The organism is Nonomuraea mangrovi (genome assembly GCF_042681425.1).
Taxonomy (GTDB): domain Bacteria; phylum Actinomycetota; class Actinomycetes; order Streptosporangiales; family Streptosporangiaceae; genus Nonomuraea; species Nonomuraea mangrovi.
Window position 1 is genome coordinate 1 of the sequence record NZ_JBHUFV010000104.1, and the last position, 17,437, is coordinate 17,437.

Below are 17,437 nucleotides of genomic sequence, written 5' to 3' on the forward strand. Positions count from 1 at the left end.
AGCGCACTGACTCCACCCATGTGATCTCCGCGGTGCGTGATGTGAACCGGGTGGAGTTGGCCGGGGAATGCGTGCGGGCCGCGTTGGAGGCGCTGGCGGTGGCCGCACCCAGCTGGGTGCGACAGGTGCTGGAGGTGCCCGGCTGGGCCGACCGCTACGGGCTGCGGGTCGATTCCTGGCGGATGCCCACCTCCAAGACCAAGCAGGAAGAGCTGGCGCGGGTCTACGGGGCGGACGGTTATGCGCTGGTCGAGGCCGTCTACGCGCCGTTCTCCCCGGCCTGGCTGCGCCACCTGCCGGCCGTCGATGTGCTGCGCATCATGCTGATCCAACACTATGTCCGCACCACCGACCGGCGGGGACGGCAGGTGATCAAACGGCGGCAGGACCTCGCATCGGGCGGCGAGGGACTGCCGCCGGGCAGATACCGGCTGGCCTCGCCCTACGATCTCGATGCCCGCTGGGCGGCCAAGGGCAGCGAGCTGCTGTGGAACGGCTACAAGGTGCACATCAGCGAAACCTGCCACCGCAGCCCCGACACCCAAGACATCCTCGCCGACCCCGGCACCGCCCCCGGCACGAGGCCGCCGAACCTGATCACGAACGTGGCCACCACCGACGCCACCGTGCCCGACACGGCGATGACCGCCACCATCCATCAGCACCTGGCCCGGCGCGGCCTGCTGCCCGCCGAGCACTACCTGGATGCCGGCTACTCCTCAGCCGAGCTCATCGTCGCCGCCCGCGAGCAGCACCAGATCAACCTGATCACCCCGTTGCGGGCCGACAACTCCGTCCAAGCCCGCACCTGCAACGGCTACGACCGCGCCGCCTTCACCATCGACTGGGACAACCGGCAGGTCACCTGCCCGCAAGGACAGACCAGTACCTCCTGGACACCCTGCCGGCAGAAGAACCGCCCGATGATCGTGGCCGCCTTCCCACTCAACACCTGCCGCCCCTGCCCGGTGCGGACCCTATGCACCAGCGCCCAGCACAGCGGCCGCCACCTCACCCTGCACCCACGAGCGATCCAGGAAACCCTCGACGCGGCCCGCGCCGAACAGACCACCCTCACCTGGCGCGACCAATACGCCCTCCGGTGCGGTATCGAGGCCACCATCCACCAAGCCGTCACGGTCACCGGCCTGCGCCGTGCCCGCTACCGCGGCATCAAGAAAGTCCACCTCGAACACATCGTCTCCGCTATCGCCATCAACCTGATCCGGCTGAACTCCTGGTGGAACGGCCACCCCCTGGCCCGGAAACGCACCAGCCGCCTGGCCCAACTCGAACCAGCCTTGGCCGCATGAAATGAGTTAACCAGCAGAGTCGTACAGGGTCGCCACCACGACCGGCGGCATGGGCGTGCGACGCCAGTGGCGGCGCCATCGGGCGCGGCGTCCTCGAACTGGTCCGGCCGGGTGGCCGGTTCATCGCCTTCGCCGCCGGCAGCGGCACGATGACCCGGATCCCCGAGGAGGAGGCGGCCGCACGGGGCGTCGGCCTTCCCCCACCGGCCGCCATGCACGAGATGTCCGTGCAGGCACTGGCCGACAGCGCGGCCGGGCGTCTGCGACCGGCCATCGGATAGACGTTCCCGCTGGAACGCGCCGCTGACGCGCATGCCGCGATCGGCGCGCGGCGGACCCTCGGCAAGACCTTGCTGATCCCCTGACCGCGACTGGGCGCACAGCCGCCACGCGACAAGGCTGAACGCGCCGCTCCGGCACCGCGGGTGGGCGGAAATCGGCGGCCGGACGGTCTGGGAAATGAGCAGTGCTTCGTAGTCGGCTATCGGCAGCACACCAGACGACTGAGGAGCTGCACACGATGGAAACCGAGACGAAGACCCTCAGCCCGACCGAGCGGATCAACCGCCGGACCGTCACCGAGATCTACTCGGCGCTGGCCACGGGCGACATGCAGGGGTTCATGGAGCGCCTGGCGCCGGACGTCACGTGGACGGTGGCGGCCGGCGGCGCGACCGGCGGCACCTACCACGGCCCCCAGGAGGTCCTCGAAAAGGCGATGGCGCCGATCGCCGTCGACTGGTCCGACTTCACGATCATCACGTTCGAGCTCACCCCCGTGGGCGACAAGCTCTTCGTCCAGGGCGAGTACCGCGGCGTGAATCGCACGACCGGTAAGGAAGGAGTGGCCAGGTTCGTCCATGTCTGGCACCTCCTGGACGGGATCGCGCAGCGGTTCGAGACCGTCTTCGACACCCACACCATCTGGCGAGCCACGCAGTAGCCCATGTCCCCACAAGACAACCAAAGGACACGCAGGGTGTCTTCCCCTCCGTCCGCCGAGCCCGCTCAACAGAGCGATGCCTACGACTACATGATCGTGGGAGCCGGATCGGCCGGATGCGTGCTGGCCTACCGGCTCAGTGCCGATCCGTCCTGCCGGGTGCTGCTGATCGAGTCAGGCGCGCGGCCAGGCTGACGCCATCTACATCAACACCTACAAGGAGTCGGTCGGCTACGACATGTGCGCGAGCAAGGACTAGCGCATGATCCAACCGCTGCTCACCAACGGCCGCATCGATCCGGCGGCCGCCCGCCCGAATCTCCGGGGCGTCATCCGCTTGGGCGGCACGATCTCGCGACGGCTGGCCAAGGAGGCCGGCCGACGCTTACGCCGCGTCCCGCCTGGCACGGATCGGTCGAGACGTGCCAGGCAGCGATGGCGTGAGCTGAACCTCTATCCCGCGTGCGAGTGCGGCACCCCGGTGCCGCACAGCTCGCGGTGCCACAGGTGGGCGCAGACGCGCTCGATGGCCGGTTCCGGCAGATCGCGCAGCGCCTGGGCGGGATCCCGCTCGCCGCAGCCAGCCGAACAGCGCCCCGGCGTCCTCCGGAAGGGCCGCGCGCAGCAGGTCCTCTGTGGTCGTGTAGGCGTGCGCGCAGATCTCAAGGGCGTGCCGGTGGGCAGCCGAGGGCACCTCGCCCATCAGTTGGCCCAGCAGGGTCGCCACCATCCTGGTTGCGCGTCCAGCGCCTGCTCGCTCCGCCGTCTTTGACCGCCACCGCCGCGCTCAGCAGCAAGGCCGGCGGATGGCCGACGGCGAAGGCCAACAGCGCGCCCACCCGTAGCCGCGGCAGGAAGCGCTCCCGCAGCCAGCCCTCCAGGCCCTGGATCCGTTCGAAGGTGTCCACCAGGAGGACCGCCCGCTCGTCGCGCAGCACCGGCTCGGCTGCAACCTCGAATGCGGCGGGCTAGGGCTCCAGTACGAGGAGCACGTCTGGGACCTGGCCGTCGCCCTGTTCCCTCACCTGCGCGAGTGGGCCACGTACGGCGAGCCCATCACCGGAGTGCTGTCGGTGACGGGACTGGTCAGCGTCGGGGACGTGTGAGCGACCACCAACCCGACGTTCTGCCAGGGGATCTCGATGGCATTGGTGCAGGCCGAGTTGCTGCGCTACGCGTTGCGGACGCAGAGCGACCCGGAAGAGCTCGTCCTCCGGTACGAGGAGACGACGCACGCGGCCCTCGATCCGCTTATGACACGTTGCGTTCCTGGGAACACAAGCGGCTCATTTCTTGGTCACGGAGCGGACTGTGAAGTGGACAGTGGTCGCGGAAGGCCGCGTTGTGTCACCTGCGCTGGACGCCACCAAGCCAACGGTGGTTCTCCGGCTCCCTCAGGCATTGACGTGCGCGGGGGAGAGCGCGTCGGCGAGCTCGCGCCAGTAGGGCATCGCCGTCTGGCCCGGTTCGATCCCGATCACCTGTACGGCGACGTGGTCGGCGCCGGCCGTGACGTGGTCGTGGAGTCTGCCGACGATGGTGTCGAGGTCTCCCCAGAACACGACATCGTCGATAAGCCGGTCGCTGCCGCCCCCGTCGATCTCCTCTTGCGCGTAGCCCAGGCGGCGGAACTTCGTCCTGTTGTACGGGCTGTTCAGGTAGGGAGCCAGGTGCTGGCGGGCGATGGCTCGGGCCGCGGCAGGGTCGGTCTCGAACAGCACCGCGTGCTCAACGGCCAGGAACGCGGCGGGGCCGAGGATCTGCCGCGCCTGCGCGGTGTGCGCCACGGTGACGTGGTACGTGTGGGCTCTGGCGGTGCGGTCGCGGGCCAGTTCGAGCATCTTCGGCCCGTACGCGGCCAGGATACGGCGCACCTGGGCCTTCGGCGCGGGGTTGAGCATCTCGAGGGCGTCCATCTCGTCCAGGTACGCGCTCATGGCCGCCAGCGGCTTGGTCCCCGGCCGTCGTTGCCCGCCGAACCCCAGCCCGAGCACGTGCCGGTCGGGGTAGGCGTCGGCCAGCAGGAGGGCGGCGCCGTGCGTCCACCTGGCCTCGCGGGACCAGATCTGCGCGATGGCGTTCACGATGTGCAGGCGTTCAGTGCAGGAGAGCAGAAAGCCGGCGTGGGTGAGCGCCTCACGTCCGAGGAGTTCGGGCATCCAGAACGCCCGCCAACCCTGTTTCTCCAGTTCCTGGATTGACTCGCGCATCTGCGCGGCCGGCTGATGCTCGAAGTCGAAGGTGTAGATGCCGAACGTGCCCAGATCCATACCGTCGATACCGCCCATGGAACATCCCCTCGGTCCTGCCGATCTACTTGACATATGGAATGCGGCTCGGGTCCATAGATCGAAACCGCAAGCCAAGATGTTTCCTCAACGAAATGTCCAGAACCCAGGTCATTTCTCTGCCCATTCGGTGCTCAACCGCCACACCGGCCGCCTTCGCCGGAGTCCCGCACGCGATGGTCATGTCGTCCACCACGCGGCGGTGCTACGGGGGACCACGAGCTGCGGAACCGTTCATCCCGAATGGCGGCGAGTTCGGCCTGGGCCGCGCCCCGCGCTGACCGAGCCAGCACAACTCGCCGCGCCGACCTGCTGCGCTGTCAACGACGGCCGAATTCTGGCTCAGGCACACATTCCGTGAGTGGGCCATCAGTCCGCCAGCAAGACGCGAAGGCGGAGGAGATCGTGCTTGGCGCGGCCGTACAGCTGCCTCTTGATCGTTTTGATCCGGTTGACGTGGCCTTCGACGGGGCCGGAGCTGTAGGGCAGGGTGAGGCCGGCGACGGCATCCCGGCCACGGCGTAGACCTTTGACGAAGGAGTGCAGCTCAGGAAGGTCGTCGGCGAGGACCGCGGTCATCCAGGCGTCGAGCTGCCGACCGCGGCGGTGCGTCATCATCTCGGCGAAGTGCCGGACATGACCGCGCAGTGCGGCAAGCTGAGGGCTGGTGGCGCACAGCGTGTCGAGCCCACGCTGTTCGTCGGGGTCGAGGTTGGCGGGGTTGCGCAGGAACCAGCCGACGGCCTGCCGCACTGTAGGGGGCCGCTGCGATGGCGGCGCGGCAGGAAGAGCGGTCCGCCACGACCGGACGTACTGGCGGACCACCGTGCTGGCGCCAGGGTAGCCGCGAGTTTGTAGTTCGCGGTAGAGCTGTTCGGCGTTGGTGCAGCCGTCGGCCCAGCGCTGGCGCAGGTAGTCGTCGAAGACTTCCAGGCTCTTGGCCTGCTGGCCGGTGCCGGCGTGGACGAGCAGTTCTTCGGGGGTGGTGGCGCGGGCGAAGCGGCGGACGGTGTTGCGGCCCAGATGCAGCCGGAGGGCGATCTGCCGGAGGGGCTGGCCTTGGGCGAGCAGCTCGTGGATGGCGGCATGCCGTTCACGGGTGCGGACCGCGACCCGATCCTGCCTGGTCTCCGGCGTGCGCGGCGGCTGGGCAGCAGGCGGAGGTGGCGCGAGCAGCGCCGGGGCGGGACCGGACTGGGGAACCGATGCCGGGCTGATGGCCTGCAGATGCCGGCGGTGCGTGGCGATGGTGCGTTCGACGGCTTGGTCGAGGTTTCGCCAGACATGCCAGCGATCAGCAACCTGAGTAGCCTCGGGTGCCCCGCGGCTGGCGCCGTCGGCATAGGCACCGGCGCGATCGCGGCAGACGATCTCCACGCCGGGGTGTTCTTGGAGCCAGGTGGCCAGGGTGTCGGCGGTGCGGTCGGGTAGGACGTCGATCGGTCGTCCGGTGCTGATGTCGATCAGGATGGTGCCGTAGATCCTGCCCTTGCGCAGGGCGAAGTCGTCCACGCCCAGCACGGCCGGGCCGTTCTGGAGCGCGGGCTCGGGCAGGGCGCGGATCAGTCGGATCAGGGTCATCCGGCTGACCGCCACAGCCAGGCGTGCGGCCAGGCGGGCTGTACCGCGTCAAAACGCAGTCACGACTCTGAGCTGTGGTTTGACTGACTCCGCCCGCACGGACAAGATCACGCCTTGTGCCTGTTCGCCTGCTCTATCTGATCACGGTCCGGGTGTTCGGCTGGCTGATGTTGCTGGGCCGCAGCCAAGCGTCGAAGAACGTTGAGATCATGGTGCTGCGTCACGAGGTGACAGTACTGCGGCGTCAGGTCGCGCGCCCCAAGCCGGACTGGGCCGACTGGGCCATTCTCGCGGCGATGGCCCAGTGGTTACCGAGCGTGCTGCGCGCCCATCGGCTGGTCACCCCGGCGACGTTGCTGACTTGGCACCGTCGTCTACCCCGCCGGACCTGGACCTACCCGCATCGGCCCGGGCGCCCAAGGACGAGCCGGGAGATCCGGGACTTGATCATCCGTGTGTCGCGGGAGAACCCCGCGTGGGGCTACCGCCGCGTGCATGGAGAACTGGTGCGGCTCGGCTACCAGATCAGCGAGGCGACCGTGCGGCGCGTGCTGCGCTCACGCCGCTTCAGCCCGGCGCCTCGAAATCTCGATACTTCCTGGCGGGCCTTCCTGCGCGCCCAGGCCAAGGGGCTTCTGCCCTGCGATTTCTTCCATGTTGACACGATCTTTCTGAAGCGCTTGTACGTGTTGTTCATGATGGAGGTCCGTACGCGACGCGTCCACATCCTGGGCGTGACCTCTCACCCGACCGGCGCCTGGACCGCTCAGCAAGCCCGCAATCTCCTGATCGACCTCGGTGAGCAAGCAGCAGTGTTCCGTTTCCTCATCCGCGATCGGGACGCCAAGTTCACCGCCGTCCTCGATGAGATCTTTGCCGCCGCGGGCATCACGGCGCTGAAGACGCCGCCGCGGATACCTCGGGCGAATTGCTATGCCGAGCGCTGGATCCGGACGGTGCGAGCCGAGTGCACTGATTGCATGCTGATCTACGGTGAACGTCACCTGCGCGCGGTCCTGGACGAGTACATCGGTCACTACAACGGCCACCGACCTCACCAGGCGCGAGGGCAACGACCACCCGATCAAGACGAACAGCTGGCGGTGCCGATGGAAGGCCGGATCGAACGCCGCAAAGTGCTCGGCGGCGCGATCAACGAGTACCGTCGAGCCGCATAAGCCAGGCAGAGGAACCCCAGCTCAGACCGTACATGCGAGTTTTGAAGCACTACACGCCACCCCGACGTGCTGGACGCCCAACGTCGTGAACGCGCCCGCATCCGCAGCGAGAAACAACGACGTTGGGGACGACCAGCGCACCGGGCCGCGTGATCACCCGACCCGGCGAACGTTCATGGTCACCGCACTAGGCGATGGCGATGAGGGCCGAGGCGTTCTGCGGCAGCTTCGCGTGTAGCGAGAGGGAGAGGCTCGGCCGGGGGAGATGACGGCTTCGTTCCGCTGGAATCGCGGCGGGACGGGGCCGTTCGTCATGTGGCAGGGGTGGTGAGTGCGGTGATGAACGGCATGGTGATCATGGTGTGTACAGGGTTGGTATGGGCGAGCACGGTAGGAGCACGGATGGGTCGGAACAATGTTCTGCAAGAGTGCCGTGGCGCGCGTTTCCGCAGGTCAACGCCATGATCAAAGCGCGCCCTGCAGGATTCGAACCTGCGACCGTCGGATTAGAAGTGGAACGTCGTTTCTAGCTGTGCGACCGTGCTGACCTGCGCGCGGCTTTCAGGTACCTGAGACCCGATAAAGATCATTCCGAACATGTTCCGGATCTTGCGAGTACTCTCGTCGGCATGGGCCTGCTGTTGGCGTTGCGTCCTCCACAGACTCGCCCGAAGAGCCTACGTCGGGCTACTCGGGCCCAGCGCCGTGAGCACCGCCACGCCAATGCTGAGGAGTGGGAGATCGCGCAGCAGCGAGGTTGGCTGCTGGACGTGGAGGTGGAAAAGCTATTGCCACTGGTGAACAGTGCCGGAGGCAACAGGCTACCGATTCTCGGGCAGCTCGACCCATGGGCGGACACCGTTCTCGATCACCGTGACCTACCCCTGCTCGAGGCTGACGTCGATCGTCTGGAGGCAGTTGCTGGCGATGACGTACAGCGTGAATTAGTAGCGGCCATACGGAAGCTGCTGATGAACTGGCGTACAGTGCCCGATCTGATGTTGCACTGCTACGGGGATTGACCAGGCCCACTCTGGCCGAAACCTTCCAGCGGCTTCGCTCCTGGATCGAATGGCACACCTTGCCTTCTAATCCGTAGGTCCCCAAACGATCTTCATGGGCGTTCATAGGCGTCCGCCACCTCGTCTGGCGGCATCCTCACCGTACGTCTCCGTCCGCCGCAGTTCATGATCGTCCGTTCCAGTGGCTCCCAAGATGGCTCCCAGGAAGCTCGGTGAATCACCTGCTTGCCAATGGGTCAGCCGCATCTAGCAGGTGTTGGCCTCGCGCTCCAGTGGCTTGTCCCAGGTCGATGGCGCACGAGATGATCGTGCTCCTTCTCCTGCAGCGCCGTCGGAAGCGAGCACGCCTGCCATGTCCTTATCTGAGCGCGTACGCCTCCACCGGAGACAGATAGGCCATGTCCGGATGATGGCCATTGCCCTCTTGATCGGTGGCGTGCTGGTTTCAAGCTGCGGACTCACTCACACGACTCTTCGGGTGGACCCTGCAGTCCTTAATGAGGCGCGCAGCATCGGAGGGGTCATGGGTGAGTCGACCTCAGAGGGCGGCTACGAGGGCACCACTGATGTCATCACCACACTTGTAGTCGATACCAGAGGCGAGAACGGCACGGACTCGGTTAAGAAAGCCATGAAACACTTGGGCGGCCGTGGATGGAGAACGACCAATGACAGCCTCCCCGTGTCCGTGACCATGGAATCTCCTAATTGGGAAACTAACGAACTCGTTCTGCGCCCGTTCGACCCTATGTACCTGGAGAATGAGCCGGAGATTCTGGAAGCCATCAACAGGCCAGCGACCAACCCCGAAGCGCTGGTGATCGTTTGGGCATGGGTGGACGGCTCAAGAGCCTAATAGTGCCGATCTCGCCAGCACTCGCCCGGGTTCCTGCGATACCTCACTCGCCTGATCTTCCCGTCTGCCGTCGACCCGCCCGCAGGGGAAGCGGGCCAGGGCCACGGGTACCAGATGGAGCGCCCCACCGGACGAACGATCTGGTACCCGTGGCCCTGGTCTGCTCGGCTTGTCCCGGTCGATGGCGGGCGGGATGATCAGGCTTCCACCTCAGCCACCTACGAACTCCAAGGGCGCGCGGCGATCATCCCGGAGCCGGAGAGCCCCCGCCGGAGGCATACTCTCTGTCCGTGAAGGAAGCCGTTCGCGCGCTCAATGAGCGTGGTGACTCTCTTGATGGCCCGACTTCGGAGGACATCCGCAAGCTCCTGAATGAGTTGTCGGCGAAGAACCGTTTCCTCATCCTGGAACGTTCAGATGCGGAAAACTCTGAGTACTACATGCAGGCATACCGTCAGGATGATGGAACGTACTGGTTGGAGCATCGCGATGGTGGCGCCGACGCTCACTTCCAGACCACATGCCGAGACATCCGAGTGGTGGCTCAGGCATTCACGATGTGGATGTATCGCATCTCGGGTTGGCGCGATGCCTTCCATTGGGAGGCCTGGCGTGAGTCGCCGACTGGCGAGGTGGAATAGAACGGCTTTGTCCTCGCGCGGCCCGAGTGGCGGGCGCGCGCGAGAACGGCCCCCAGGCCGCACGCGCAGCGTGCGGCCCGCAAGCTCGGGCCGCGTGGCGGCGCTTGCGCCGCCCTTGATCCCTATGAGAGCAATTCGGCAGTCCGCGAGCGGGTGAACAGCCATCCCATCCGCTAACGGATGGCGGAGCTAGGCCGGTTCAGTCGCCCCAGCCGACTGCCGCCACTCCAGAGCTTCGGCCGTATCGCGGTATTCCAGGAGGTGCTGACCAGCAATCTTCTGCAACAGGCCCCGTACCTCCGCCGGAGTGGCGTGGAAGAACTCTCGCCGTAGGTTCACCTTGTTGAGCCGCCGGTCATTCAGCTCCGCGTGCAGACGCGCCTCCAGGCCCACGGCGTCTTCGCTGAAGATCAGCGCATGCGTGTCGAACCGGAACGGGACTGACGCATCGCCCAGTTCGCGCACGCGGTCCTCCGGCTCCACACCTGGACGAGGAACCCGCCATCACCCCCGACCCAGCCAACGAGGAACAACGCTGGCTGATCGAGTTCCGCGCCGACATCCAAGCCCAACGCGACCAAGCCGACCGCCTCGGCGAGGACACCACCGACCTCGACGCGGTCATCGTCGACCTGGACGAGGAGATCAACGAGGCGGGCATGCGCGGCAACGTCCTCGGCCGCACCACCGCCAAGCGCTCCCGATCCACCCGCCGGCGGCAGGACGCTCCCGATCTGCCCAAGCGCACGATGACCAACACCACGCTCGGGCGGGTCTTCACCGGCTCGGACGGCGTGACCTACCGGCCGTCGCTGTTCGTCACCCTCACCCTGCCGTCCTACGGCAAGGTCATGAACGGCGCTCCGGTCGACCCGGACGCCTACGACTACACGCGGGCGGCCCGTGACGCGCTGCACTTCTCCAAGCTGATCGACCGGTTCGTGCAGAATCTGCGCCGCGTGGCGGGCTACGACGTGCAGTACTTCGCCAGCGTCGAACCACAAAAGCGCCTCGCCCCACACCTGCACATGGCCATCCGCGGCACCCTCCCACGCTCCGAGATCAAGCAGATCGCCGCCGCGACCTACCACCAGGTGTGGTGGCCCCAGATCGACGAAGTCCGCTTCGACGGCGATCACCTGCCCGTCTGGGACGAGGAAGTCGGCTACCTCGACCCGGCAACCGGCGAGGTCCTGCCCACCTGGGACGAGGCCCTCGACCAGCTCGACACCGACCCGGAAGCCCAACCGGCGCACGTGATCCGTTTCGGCGACCAAGTCGACGTCAAGGGCGTGCTCGCGGGCACACCGGATGCCGACCAGTGCGTCCGCTATCTGTCCAAGTACCTCACCAAGAGCCTCGACCAGGCCCTCGACGGCCAGGCCCAGCGCGAGCACGCTGCCCGTTTCGTCGATGCCCTCCGCTACGAGCCCTGCTCGCCTACCTGCCCCAACTGGCTGCGCTACGGGGTGCAACCGAAGGGGGCCAAGGCGGGGATGTCTCCCGGCCGGTGCCGGGGCAAGGCGCACAAGCCGGCGCACCTGGGTTACGCCGGTCGCCGCGTCCTGGTCTCCCGCAAGTGGTCGAACAAGACCCTGGCCGAACACAAGCAAGATCGCCGCACCTGGGGTCCTGAAAGCTCTCGGCCAGACCGACGAAGCCCCCGACCCGCACCGCTACGTCTGGCGCCCTGTTCCAGCTGGTGACGCCAACGTGGAGCCGCTGACCGTGCGCCTCCTCCGGTCAATTAGCAACCGCCAACGCTGGCGCGCCCACCTGCGCGAGCTGGAAGCCCAAGCCACCGGCCAGGATCTTTCGGCAACTGAGGCGGTGGCGGCGTGAAGCGAGACGAACTCCTCACTGTGGCCCAGGTCCTCGACGAACTCGGCGGCATCTCCCGCCGCACCTTCTACCGCTGGCGCGAGATCGGCAAGGCACCGCAAGGCATCCGCCTGCCCAACGGCGAACTCCGCATCTACCGCAGCGACCTCAACGCCTGGCTCGAATCCCTCAGGAGCGCAGCATGAACACCTCCTACAAGGTCAAGTTCTGGGACATCCGCATCAACACCCGCAACGACGGCAACGGAAAGAAGCCGCGCATCGTCTCCCACACCGTGCGCTGGACGGTCGGCAACCGTGAGAAGTCGTCCACCTTCAAGACCAAGGGCCTGGCCGAGAGCTTTCTGTCCGAGCTGCGCCAGGCCGCGCGCAACGGTGAAGCCTTCGAGCTGGAGAGCGGCCTGCCAGCCTCCATGGCCAGAGCCAAGAACGCTCGCACGTGGTACCCCTTCGCGGTCGCCTACGTTCACGCCTGGTGGCCTCACGCGGCGGCCAAGTCCCGTGAGGGCATGACCGATGCACTGGCCAACATCACCCCCGTGTTGACGGGCAATCTGAAAGGCCGGCCTGACAGCCAGATCATCAGGCGCGCGCTGCGTCAGTACTCCTTCCTTCCGGAGGATCGTCGCCCCGAGCCGACCGCCGAGATCATGCAGGCGGTGAAGTGGCTGGAATCCGCATCGCTACCTTTGAAGGGCCCTCGAAGAGCCGAAGCACGTCCGTGCTGCTCTCGAAGCAGTCGCGCTGCTCCTGGACGGGACGGCTGCGGGGACTGCGACCTACCGGCGTAAGCGGGCCGTCTTCCACCACCTCCTCGAATACGCCGTGGAGCTGGAAGAGCTTTCGGCAAACCCGCTGCACAAGGTCAAGTTCCGCAAGACCAAGACCAACGGCGAGATCGATCGGCGCTGCGTGGTCAACCCGAAGCAGGCACGCGCGCTTCTGACCGCGGTGACCTACGTGGGCAGGACACGCGGTCCTATGCTCGCGGCCCTGTTCGCCTGCATGTACTTCGGGGGCTTGCGTCCCGCTGAGGCGGCAGGTTTGCGCGACAAGGACTGCTACTTGCCCGAGAAGGGCTGGGGACTACTCACGCTGGAGAAGACCCGTCCTCAGAGCAACAAGAGGTACACCGACTCGGGCGAGACCCATGAAGAGCGCGGGCTCAAGCACCGCGAGGTGACGGAGACCCGGCCGGTTCCGATCCCGCCGGACCTCGTTTCGATCATTCGCGATCACATCGCGACGCATGGCGTGGGGGAGGACGGGCGTCTCTTCCGAACGCGGACGGGCGGGCTGATCTCCGGCTCGGCCTACGCCAAGGTATGGCGGGAAGCTCGGACCTACGCCTTCACCCCCGATCAGGTGGCCTCTCCGCTGGCCGGCAGACCCTATGACCTTCGACACGCGGCCGTGTCGCTCTGGCTGAACGCGGGCGTGCACGCACCGGAGGCGGCCGAACGAGCCGGGCACGGAGTGGACGTGATGTTGCGCGTCTACGCCAAGTGCATCGATGGGCAACAAGAGGTGGCCAACAAGCGCATCTTGGACGCGCTGGCCGCATGATCAGGAAGTCTCGAAGGACCCCGGGAAACCCCGGGGTCCTTCTTCGTTGCAGCATCGGATTCCCCGTACCGCGCTCCGAAACTCGCCCGTCGACCTGCGGAAACGTGGCCGAGAGCATTCCGCGTATGTTCCGGGATCAGTGGCATGGAGCTGCCTCGGGCCGCCTAGAGCTGCCTACAGGGAACCTCGCCCGATCATGCAAAAGACCAGGTCAACCGTCAGATTGCCTGGTCTCGGTTGCGCGCCCTGCAGGATTCGAACCTGCGACCGTCGGATTAGAAGTCCGATGCTCTATCCAGCTGAGCTAAGGGCGCTCCCGCACAATTGTGCATGATCCTGGGAGTGCGCACGTACTCGATTTCCCGTGTCACGCGTACTCGTCCTCCCGGGCCGCCCCTACAGGCAGTTCCGGTAGTCGGTCCTGCTGCTGTTGTACGAGCAGGAGTCGATCAGCTTCCCGTCCGGGTCGCGGAGATAGGCGATGTCCTTGTCGTTGTTCCAGACGTAGGCGCGTCGTCCCCAGTATGACGTGGACGGGGTGTCGCTGCCCTGGCCGGTGCGGAGGGTGAGTTTCTTGCCGGGGCCCAGCACGGCGTCCGGTCCGAACGTGTACGTGTAGCCGGTCTTGTCCTTGATGGTCCATTGTTCCAGGTCGACCGGCCGGCGGGTGGTGTTGAGGATCGTGACGTACTCGCCGTTCAGGGAGGTGTTGCTGCGCCGGTCGACGCCGGGGGAGTCGTAGTAGACCTTGGTGATCTGTACGGCGGGGGCGGCCGAGGAGGGGGCGAACGCGGTGGAGGCGGTGAGGGCGGCGATCAGGGCCAGGGGGAGCGGCATGGGTGGTTCCTCTGCGATGTGTGGGATGTGTGGGTGTGTGCAGAGTGAGACGACCGGCCTCGCGGACGGGTTCACGCGGTGTGGTCGTTGACTCACGTTGTGAACATCACCTGACATGGCGATTGTCCGAAATCCCCAGGCGGGGGCCGTACAAATAGGGCTAAGGTGTCGTGGCATGGTCGCGACGGTCCTGCACGAGATTCCGCTGCAGGGCGGGGACGTGACGGACGGAGTGGTGCGAATCGGCGACACTGTGCGCAGACCCACCTGCCGATCCAGCCCCGCCGTGCATGCTCTGCTCCGCCATCTGGAGGCGGTGGGGTTCGAGGGCGCCCCGCGTCTGGTGGGCGTGGACGCCGCCGGTCGCGAGATCATCACCTTCGTCCCCGGTACGGCGGGCCTGACCGCCGACTCCGTCACCGACCAGGCGCTGGAACGGCTCGCTGGGCTGCTGCGCGGCTTCCATGACGCGACGGCGGGGTTCCCGCTGGCGGGCCACCGCTGGGAGGGCGGGTCGAACGACGACGCGGCTCCCGAAGTGATCGGGCACTGCGACCTGACCCCGGACAACGCGATCTTCAGGGGTGACCGGCCGGTGGCGCTCATCGACTTCGATCTCGCGCGGCCGACGACGAGGCTGTTCGACGTGGTCACGACGCTGCGCCACTGGGCGCCGATCGCCGACCCCGTCGACAGGCACCCGTTGCTGCGCGACGTCGACGCGGGCGCGCGGGTACGCCTCTTCTGCGACGCGTACGGCCTGCCGTCCCGCGAGCGCCGTCGCCTGATCCCGCTGGCGAGGCTGAGGTTCGGGCGGTCGTACGAGATGATGAGGGCTCGCGCGGCGGAGGGCGGCGGCTGGGCCAGGATGTGGGCGGACGGCGCGGGCGAGCGCATCCGGCGGGCCGCGGCATGGCTCGACACCCACGAAGATGAGGTTCATGCACATCTCGTCTAGATCTGCGGGGCTCGCGCTGGGGGTTCTCGTGGACGCCGTCGTGGGGGATCCGCGGCGTGGTCACCCTGTCGCGCTGTTCGGGCGGGCCGCCGCGGCGCTGGAGAAGCGCCTGTACGGCGACGCCAGGCCGCACGGGGTGGCGCATGTCGCGATCTGCGTGGGGGCGTCGGCAGGACTGGGGCTCATCGCACGACGGGCGAGCGGCGCGCTCGCGTCAAGCCGGGCGGGAGCCGGGGCCGCCTTGGGCGCGGAAGGCCGCCGGGCGAGGCCGGGTGCGGAAGGTCGCTGGGCGGGGCTGGGTGCGGAAGGTCGCTGGGCGGGACTGGGTGCAAGCCGGGCGGGGCTGGGTGCGGAAGGCCGCCGTGCGGTGCTGGGGTGGGCGTTGGAGGCGGGGTTGACGGCGGCGGCGACCTGGGCCGTTCTCGGCGGCACCACGCTGGCTCGCGAAGGCGCCCACATGGCCGAAGCCCTGGAGGCCGACGACCTCGCGGCCGCCAGAAGACGCCTCCCGCACCTCTGCGGCAGGGACCCCAGCGCGCTCGAAGCCCCCGAACTGGCCAGGGCCACCGTCGAGTCGCTGGCGGAGAACACCTCGGACGCCGTCGTCGCCCCCCTCTTCTGGGGCGCCGTCGCGGGCGTCCCCGGCCTGCTCGCCTACCGGGCCGTCAACACCCTCGACGCGATGGTCGGCCACCACTCGCCGAGGTACGAGAACTTCGGCTGGGCCGCCGCCAGGCTCGACGACGTGGCCAACTACGTTCCGGCCAGGATCACCGGCCTGCTGGCCGTACTCGCCGCTCCTGACAGGGGTCGCGCGCTGCGGGTGCTGCGCAGGGACGGTCACCGGCATCCCAGCCCCAACGCGGGCAGGTGCGAGGCCGCGTTCGCCGGCGCGCTGGATGTGACGCTGGGCGGCACCAACGTGTACGGCTCCCGGGTCGAGCACCGGCCCGAGATGGGGGACGGGCCCAAGCCGGAGGTGCGCGACATCCGCCGCGCGGTGAGGCTCACCAGGACGGTGAGCCTCGCCGCCGCCGCTATTGCCGTGCTTGTTCCAGCACTCTGGCCGCGTCGCGCTCGAAGAAGCCACGCGCCAGGAGCGTGATCACGCCGCCGATGACCATGGGCGGGATGAGGGCGTACATGCCGGCCGTCAGCGACCCGCTGCTGTCGGAGACGCGGCCGACGATCAGCGATCCGAACGCGCCGCCGAACGTCGTCAGCAGTTGCAGGACGGCGAATCCGAGTCCGCGGGCGTGGGCGCCGACGACGTCGGCCAGCGAGGCCGTCATGTTCGGGATCGCGATCGACATGAGCGTGCTGGCCAGCAGCGTCAGCACGCTCAGCCACAGCAGGGACTCCATGGCCAGGGCGGCGGCCAGGACCACGGAGCCCGCGGTGATGCCGCCGCCTCCGGCCAGCAGGCGGCCGCCCTTGACGGTGCCGTGCCACTTCGAGCCGAGCCGCGAGCCGATCAGCGTGCCGAGGACGGGTCCCGTGACCGTGATGAGGCCGCTGATCGATCCGGCGACGCCGGTGCCGACGCCGAAGCTGCGGACCATGAGCGACGGCATCCAGTAGAAGATGCCGGCCAGGCCGAGCGTGAGCAGCGCGAGCCCGGCGCAGACGATCACCAGGGTGGGGATGCGCAGCACCTCCGTGAACCGTCCAGGCCGCCTGTCGGCGACCGTGCCCGCTCCGCCGGCGACGACCTGGTCCAGGTGTCCGCGAGCGGGTTCGCGCAGCCGCCAGCACAGGTAGGCGGCGATCAGCCCGGGGACGACCATGACGAGGAAGGCGGTCCGCCAGCCGTACGCCTGGGCGAGCACGCCGCCGATCAGCGTGCCGATGCCGCCGAGGTAGGTGGTGACCCTGGTCAGGCCGTACGCCTTGGCTCTGGTGACGGGCGGGTAGTAGTCGGCGGTCAGGGATCCGGCCGCGGGGTTGTCGATGTTCTCGGCGGCGGCGAGGAAGACGCGCATCGCGTAGAACATGGCGAAGCCCGCCGCCAGGCCCGAGCCGAGCGTGGCCACCGCCCAGAGCATGACGACGACCGCGAGGATCTTCGTCCTGTTCACGCGGTCGGCGAGGTAGCCGGCGGGGATGGCGACGATGGCGGCGGCCAGCGCCGACGCGGTCGGGATCGAGCCGGCCGCGGTATCGCTGAAGCCCCACTCGGCCTGCACGTGGGGAAGCACGCCTGACAGGAGGTTGTTCTCGACGCGATCGACCAGGCCGACGACGAACAGGACGACAAGGGGAGTCCAGCCGTACGGCGCACGGGTTTCGGCGGTGATCCCTGTGGGAGGAAGCGTGCCGACCATGCTCACGCCCTTTCCAGAATCTGATTCTAGGAGTTTGTTCCAGACAGAGTGGCAGAAGTCACAGCATGTGCCAAGAGCGTGGGCCGCTA

General features: G+C 67.6%; 19 protein-coding genes, 1 tRNA gene and 1 pseudogene. 14 read left to right on the top strand and 7 right to left on the bottom strand.

The features are described from left to right. From ACFSKW_RS52185 to ACFSKW_RS52200, 4 genes and pseudogenes are all read left to right on the top strand, one after another. A partial coding sequence (locus ACFSKW_RS52185; protein ID WP_379582905.1) for a transposase occupies nucleotides 1-1,313 on the top strand: 1,313 nt, incomplete at its 5' end. 149 nt (nucleotides 1,314-1,462) lie between these two features. Further along, nucleotides 1,463-1,594 (top strand): hypothetical protein, encoded by a 132-nt coding sequence (locus ACFSKW_RS52190; RefSeq protein WP_379582907.1) that lies wholly within the window; start codon nucleotides 1,463-1,465, stop codon nucleotides 1,592-1,594. A gap of 239 nt (nucleotides 1,595-1,833) precedes the next feature. Then, complete coding sequence (locus tag ACFSKW_RS52195; protein ID WP_379582909.1) at nucleotides 1,834-2,256, top strand: nuclear transport factor 2 family protein; 423 nt, start codon at nucleotides 1,834-1,836, stop codon at nucleotides 2,254-2,256. Between the two features lie 90 nt (nucleotides 2,257-2,346). After that, nucleotides 2,347-2,436: pseudogene (locus tag ACFSKW_RS52200) on the top strand (NAD(P)-binding protein); the annotation flags it as partial. 482 nt (nucleotides 2,437-2,918) lie between these two features. On the opposite strand, the gene ACFSKW_RS52205 reads toward ACFSKW_RS52200, so the two are convergent. From ACFSKW_RS52205 to ACFSKW_RS52215, 3 genes are all read right to left on the bottom strand, one after another. Further along, nucleotides 2,919-3,194: a hypothetical protein gene (locus tag ACFSKW_RS52205; RefSeq protein ID WP_379582911.1), complete on the bottom strand. Its 276-nt coding sequence runs from the start codon at nucleotides 3,192-3,194 to the stop codon at nucleotides 2,919-2,921. A gap of 456 nt (nucleotides 3,195-3,650) precedes the next feature. Further along, complete coding sequence (locus ACFSKW_RS52210) at nucleotides 3,651-4,544, bottom strand: TIGR03620 family F420-dependent LLM class oxidoreductase (RefSeq protein ID WP_379582913.1); 894 nt, start codon at nucleotides 4,542-4,544, stop codon at nucleotides 3,651-3,653. Between the two features lie 369 nt (nucleotides 4,545-4,913). Further along, nucleotides 4,914-6,056: a transposase gene (locus tag ACFSKW_RS52215; protein WP_379582915.1), complete on the bottom strand. Its 1,143-nt coding sequence runs from the start codon at nucleotides 6,054-6,056 to the stop codon at nucleotides 4,914-4,916. A 185-nt stretch (nucleotides 6,057-6,241) separates the two neighbouring features. Between ACFSKW_RS52215 and ACFSKW_RS52220 the strand changes: the two genes are divergently transcribed. The 4 genes from ACFSKW_RS52220 to ACFSKW_RS52235 all read left to right on the top strand — a co-directional run bounded on the left by ACFSKW_RS52220 (nucleotide 6,242) and on the right by ACFSKW_RS52235 (nucleotide 9,822). Further along, nucleotides 6,242-7,303: an integrase core domain-containing protein gene (locus ACFSKW_RS52220; RefSeq protein WP_379582917.1), complete on the top strand. Its 1,062-nt coding sequence runs from the start codon at nucleotides 6,242-6,244 to the stop codon at nucleotides 7,301-7,303. Between the two features lie 629 nt (nucleotides 7,304-7,932). Further along, nucleotides 7,933-8,325, top strand: coding sequence for a hypothetical protein (locus ACFSKW_RS52225; protein WP_379582919.1), 393 nt, complete (start codon nucleotides 7,933-7,935; stop codon nucleotides 8,323-8,325). Between the two features lie 523 nt (nucleotides 8,326-8,848). Next, complete coding sequence (locus ACFSKW_RS52230) at nucleotides 8,849-9,181, top strand: hypothetical protein (RefSeq protein WP_379582920.1); 333 nt, start codon at nucleotides 8,849-8,851, stop codon at nucleotides 9,179-9,181. Between the two features lie 290 nt (nucleotides 9,182-9,471). Then, nucleotides 9,472-9,822 (top strand): hypothetical protein, encoded by a 351-nt coding sequence (locus ACFSKW_RS52235; RefSeq protein ID WP_379582922.1) that lies wholly within the window; start codon nucleotides 9,472-9,474, stop codon nucleotides 9,820-9,822. A gap of 189 nt (nucleotides 9,823-10,011) precedes the next feature. Here ACFSKW_RS52235 and ACFSKW_RS52240 read toward each other — a convergent pair whose 3' ends face one another. Further along, nucleotides 10,012-10,305 (bottom strand): GIY-YIG nuclease family protein, encoded by a 294-nt coding sequence (locus ACFSKW_RS52240; RefSeq protein WP_379582924.1) that lies wholly within the window; start codon nucleotides 10,303-10,305, stop codon nucleotides 10,012-10,014. A 59-nt stretch (nucleotides 10,306-10,364) separates the two neighbouring features. On the opposite strand from ACFSKW_RS52240, the gene ACFSKW_RS52245 reads away from it, so the two are divergent. The 4 genes from ACFSKW_RS52245 to ACFSKW_RS52260 all read left to right on the top strand — a co-directional run bounded on the left by ACFSKW_RS52245 (nucleotide 10,365) and on the right by ACFSKW_RS52260 (nucleotide 13,229). Continuing rightward, the gene (locus tag ACFSKW_RS52245) at nucleotides 10,365-11,528 is read left to right on the top strand and encodes a replication initiator (RefSeq protein WP_379583007.1); all 1,164 of its coding nucleotides are present in this window, start codon (nucleotides 10,365-10,367) and stop codon (nucleotides 11,526-11,528) included. Between the two features lie 132 nt (nucleotides 11,529-11,660). Next, nucleotides 11,661-11,849: a helix-turn-helix transcriptional regulator gene (locus ACFSKW_RS52250; RefSeq protein ID WP_346131382.1), complete on the top strand. Its 189-nt coding sequence runs from the start codon at nucleotides 11,661-11,663 to the stop codon at nucleotides 11,847-11,849. Beyond that, nucleotides 11,846-12,454 (top strand): hypothetical protein, encoded by a 609-nt coding sequence (locus tag ACFSKW_RS52255; RefSeq protein WP_379582926.1) that lies wholly within the window; start codon nucleotides 11,846-11,848, stop codon nucleotides 12,452-12,454. Before ACFSKW_RS52250 ends, ACFSKW_RS52255 begins: the two co-directional genes overlap by 4 nt. Before the next feature lie 34 nt (nucleotides 12,455-12,488). Then, nucleotides 12,489-13,229 (top strand): tyrosine-type recombinase/integrase, encoded by a 741-nt coding sequence (locus ACFSKW_RS52260; protein ID WP_379582928.1) that lies wholly within the window; start codon nucleotides 12,489-12,491, stop codon nucleotides 13,227-13,229. Between the two features lie 240 nt (nucleotides 13,230-13,469). On the opposite strand, the gene ACFSKW_RS52265 is transcribed toward ACFSKW_RS52260, so the two are convergent. Beyond that, nucleotides 13,470-13,543, bottom strand: a tRNA-Arg gene (locus tag ACFSKW_RS52265). Between the two features lie 82 nt (nucleotides 13,544-13,625). Further along, nucleotides 13,626-14,066, bottom strand: a complete 441-nt coding sequence (locus ACFSKW_RS52270; protein ID WP_379582930.1) for a lamin tail domain-containing protein — start codon at nucleotides 14,064-14,066, stop codon at nucleotides 13,626-13,628. 175 nt (nucleotides 14,067-14,241) lie between these two features. Here ACFSKW_RS52270 and ACFSKW_RS52275 point away from each other — a divergent pair, with 175 nt between their 5' ends. Together ACFSKW_RS52275 and ACFSKW_RS52280 are read left to right on the top strand one after the other, a co-directional pair. Further along, nucleotides 14,242-15,024: a phosphotransferase enzyme family protein gene (locus ACFSKW_RS52275; protein WP_379582932.1), complete on the top strand. Its 783-nt coding sequence runs from the start codon at nucleotides 14,242-14,244 to the stop codon at nucleotides 15,022-15,024. After that, nucleotides 15,008-16,129 carry a cobalamin biosynthesis protein gene (locus ACFSKW_RS52280; protein WP_379582934.1) on the top strand — a complete coding sequence of 374 codons (1,122 nt, stop codon included), beginning with the start codon at nucleotides 15,008-15,010 and terminating at the stop codon, nucleotides 16,127-16,129. The genes ACFSKW_RS52275 and ACFSKW_RS52280 overlap by 17 nt, the downstream gene beginning before the upstream one ends. On the opposite strand, the gene ACFSKW_RS52285 is transcribed toward ACFSKW_RS52280, so the two are convergent. Then, on the bottom strand, nucleotides 16,062-17,348 hold the full coding sequence (locus ACFSKW_RS52285) for an MFS transporter (protein ID WP_379583009.1): 1,287 nt from the start codon (nucleotides 17,346-17,348) through the stop codon (nucleotides 16,062-16,064). The two genes, ACFSKW_RS52280 and ACFSKW_RS52285, sit on opposite strands and share 68 nt — an antisense overlap. Nucleotides 17,349-17,437: the final 89 nt, after the last annotated feature.

Coding starts and splice junctions, on each gene's coding strand:
- ACFSKW_RS52230 (WP_379582920.1), top strand. CDS start 8,849: ATGGGTGAGTCGACCTCAGAGGGCGGCTACGAGGGCACCACTGATGTC.
- ACFSKW_RS52210 (WP_379582913.1), bottom strand. CDS start 4,544: ATGGGCGGTATCGACGGTATGGATCTGGGCACGTTCGGCATCTACACC.
- ACFSKW_RS52255 (WP_379582926.1), top strand. CDS start 11,846: ATGAACACCTCCTACAAGGTCAAGTTCTGGGACATCCGCATCAACACC.
- ACFSKW_RS52280 (WP_379582934.1), top strand. CDS start 15,008: ATGCACATCTCGTCTAGATCTGCGGGGCTCGCGCTGGGGGTTCTCGTG.
- ACFSKW_RS52275 (WP_379582932.1), top strand. CDS start 14,242: ATGGTCGCGACGGTCCTGCACGAGATTCCGCTGCAGGGCGGGGACGTG.
- ACFSKW_RS52190 (WP_379582907.1), top strand. CDS start 1,463: ATGACCCGGATCCCCGAGGAGGAGGCGGCCGCACGGGGCGTCGGCCTT.
- ACFSKW_RS52195 (WP_379582909.1), top strand. CDS start 1,834: ATGGAAACCGAGACGAAGACCCTCAGCCCGACCGAGCGGATCAACCGC.
- ACFSKW_RS52285 (WP_379583009.1), bottom strand. CDS start 17,348: ATGGTCGGCACGCTTCCTCCCACAGGGATCACCGCCGAAACCCGTGCG.
- ACFSKW_RS52270 (WP_379582930.1), bottom strand. CDS start 14,066: ATGCCGCTCCCCCTGGCCCTGATCGCCGCCCTCACCGCCTCCACCGCG.
- ACFSKW_RS52225 (WP_379582919.1), top strand. CDS start 7,933: ATGGGCCTGCTGTTGGCGTTGCGTCCTCCACAGACTCGCCCGAAGAGC.